Source organism: Frankia sp. CcWB2 (assembly GCF_977927585.1).
This window is the reverse complement of the sequence record NZ_CDWRCM010000122.1, coordinates 10,696-13,604: the sequence shown is the minus strand read 5'-3', so window position 1 is coordinate 13,604 and position 2,909 is coordinate 10,696. Positions and strand designations below refer to the sequence as shown.

The window sequence follows — 2,909 nt, the reverse complement described above, 5'->3', positions numbered from 1 at the left end:
CTTCTTACCCTGCCACTGCGCACCGTGCGCGTGCGCCGCGTCCTGGATCAGCGGGACCCCGGCATCCGCGGACAGCTTCGCCAGGGCGTCCATGTCGCAGACCTGGCCCGCCATATGCACCGGCATGATCGCCCGAGTGCGTGGGGTCACCGCAGCTGCCGCGGCGGTGACCTCGATGCAGTACGTGTCCGGGTCGATGTCGACCGGCACGGCCACCGCGCCGAGGCGCTGGGCCGCCTGCGAGGAGGAGATGAAGGTGAACGCCGGCACGATGACCTCACTGCCAGGTCCGACCCCCAGGACCTGCAACGCGAGCTCCAACGCATGCGTCCCGTTGGTTACGGCGAGGGCGTGGCTGGCCCCATGGTAGGCAGCGAATTCCCGCTCGAAGGTATCGACCTCGCTGCCACCCATGCGCCACCATTGGCCCTGTTCCAACGCCCGGATCAGACCACCGCGCTCCTCGTCGGAGTACTGCGGCCAGGCTGGCAACTCCGGCGCATGCCGTGCTCTACCGATCACGATCCCCGCCCTTTTCTTACCTGTGGCCATACCGTTGTTCTCCGCGCCGGGATCAAGGTTCCGTCGACGGTTCCATTATCGCGACCAGCGAAGGAATCCACACAAGAGGATGCATGACGGACGGTACCTTCAGTACCCCCGGATTCCCCATCGACCTCCGGACATGACACATCAGCATCAATGGACGGGCTACAAATGAACTCTAGAAGAACATCTCAGCCAATCCGCCCAGCTCACAGGTGTCCAGCAGGTGGCTTTGCTATAAATGTGGGGTTCCGGATAAGAGACGCCGGCCGTCGAGCCGGCCAGCCTGTCTGCGAGGTGCCGTGCCCACGCTACTTCTCCTGAATGGCCCCAATCTGGGCATACTCGGCCGGCGCCAGCCGGAAGTTTACGGCACGGCGACACTGGCCGATATCGAGGCGGCCGTCGCGGCTCGGATCTCGGACCGCGGATGGAAACTGGTCTCCGTGCAACGTGAATCCGAAGGCGAATTGATCAACACCATTCAAGATAATTACGGCTCGATCGGCGCGATCGTCAATCCAGGTGCGCTGATGATGTATGGCTGGAGCCTTCGCGACGCTTTGGCCAACTATCCGAACCCGTGGATCGAGGTCCATCTCTCCAATGTCTGGGCCCGGGAGTCCTTCCGGCACGAATCCATTCTCTCGGCGCTCGCCCGGGGAGTGATCGTCGGCCTGGGGGCCCTCGGGTACGAGCTTGCCGCTCAGGCACTGCTGGACCTCGTCCCCGCGCCGAGCTGAGACGTCCCGCCGGGCCAGGAACGACTCTTCGGATGGCTGGTCACGCGGAGCAGCATTCGTACCCCCTTCCCAACGTGACCAGGCCACCCGCGACGTGGAACTCCCCACGCCAGGCCAGCCGGCTTCGGACGCACGAGCGTCCTCGGCCCGGTGTCATCTCCTCGGCCATGTCGATTCCTCGGCCGTGCCGGTCCGGCTCGGGCTTCCCGGCAGGCCGAAGAACCGGGGTGGCGCATTACTGGCATATGGCCGTACGGCCCTTTAGGGCATTTTTGGACACGGCCCTTTAGGGCATTTTTGGACGATGTGTTGCAAAGACCAGACCGGGGCCGCCGTACTTCCGCATCCGTCATGCCGGCGGGAGAGTGCCGCCCATGACGACGCACCCTGTTCATCCCGTTCATGAGGAACGGTCCTCCCAGGTTCATCCCGTTCATGAGGAACGGTCCTCCCAGCGGACGATCATTCGCCGAGATTCGCCGGTGGGCCTGTCGGTGGCGGGCCCCACCACCCCTACCAGGTGACCACCTCCAGGTGACCACCTCCAGGTGACCACCTCCGCCGGGAGCGCGGTGAGCTACTCCTGCGCGGTGAGGGCGTGGGTGGCGGCCGCGGCAACGGCGGGGGCGAGCCGTGGATGGTCGAGGGGAGGCAGCACGCTGCCGGGCGGCGTCTGACCGATGAGGGCGTGCACGGCGGCGAGGCGGGCAGCGGGGGTGACCGGGCGGCGAGTGGTGACGACCGCCCGCAGCAGTCCGGGCAGCGCGTGCAGCGGGCGCGGGCCCGAGGTGGCGCGGGCCAGCGGAGGGGGCGTCTCCGGGCGGGTCCGCAGGACGGGAACGCCCTTGGGCGGCGCCGCCAAGCCGATCAGGTCGACGATCAGATCGAGTTCGGGGGCGAGTAGGTGCAGCGGCTGGATGCCGTAATCGACCGGATCGTAGAGAGTGATCTCGTGGATGCCGACACCGATCAGTAAGCCGGCGAGATCGCCGCCCCGAGCCGGGTCCACGACGGCGACGCGGGCCCGCCCCGGCGCGAGGTCACGCGCCCGGAGATGGTTGAGGACCGCGGCCGCGGCGGCGACGGCGAGACCGTCGTTGACGGTGTCGAGCAGCAGATACGGGGCGGCGGACCGCAGCGCGGCGCGGGCGGCGTCGATACGGCGGACGTGTGTGTGGACCAGGACGGTGGCGGCGAATCCCGGAGCGAGCATGCCGATCGCCGCGGCGAGCTCGGCTGCGGTGTGGGCGGCGATCGGCATGGGGATGACGTCGAACCCGGTCGCCCGGTGCAGGTGGACCGCCTGGGACTCGACCGCTGGCAGGGCCGCCTCAGCGGCCAGCGGCTCGAAGTCCAGGACGGCGCTGCCGTCGGTGAGCAGCGCCACCCGACGCGGCCGGCCGGTGAACCGGTCGGTGTGCGCCGGGTGCATGGCCAGGTGGCTGATGACGCGGCGATCGGCGTCAGCGTCCAACAACGCAAGATCGTGACCGGTCATGACCGACGCGCGGAGACACTGGGCGAGTTTGCCGGTCGACGCGACGGTGAAGACGGGATCCTCGGTCTGCAACAGATCGGCACCCAGCCGCTCCCGTAGCGCCCGGACCAGCCAGGTCAATG

Annotated in this window: 3 protein-coding genes; 1 reads left to right on the top strand and 2 read right to left on the bottom strand. The window is 67.8% G+C overall.

Features of this window, described 5'->3' with window-relative positions; genetic code table 11:
- On the bottom strand, positions 1–522 hold a 522-nt coding region (locus ACY45C_RS13790), incomplete at its 3' end, for an aminotransferase class I/II-fold pyridoxal phosphate-dependent enzyme (RefSeq protein ID WP_462188009.1).
- A 326-nt stretch (positions 523–848) separates the two neighbouring features.
- On the opposite strand from ACY45C_RS13790, the gene ACY45C_RS13785 reads away from it, so the two are divergent.
- The gene (locus tag ACY45C_RS13785) at positions 849–1,289 is read left to right on the top strand and encodes a type II 3-dehydroquinate dehydratase (protein ID WP_462188008.1); all 441 of its coding nucleotides are present in this window, start codon (positions 849–851) and stop codon (positions 1,287–1,289) included.
- 577 nt (positions 1,290–1,866) lie between these two features.
- Here ACY45C_RS13785 and ACY45C_RS13780 read toward each other — a convergent pair.
- A partial coding sequence (locus tag ACY45C_RS13780) for a malic enzyme-like protein (protein WP_462188007.1) occupies positions 1,867–2,909 on the bottom strand: 1,043 nt, incomplete at its 5' end.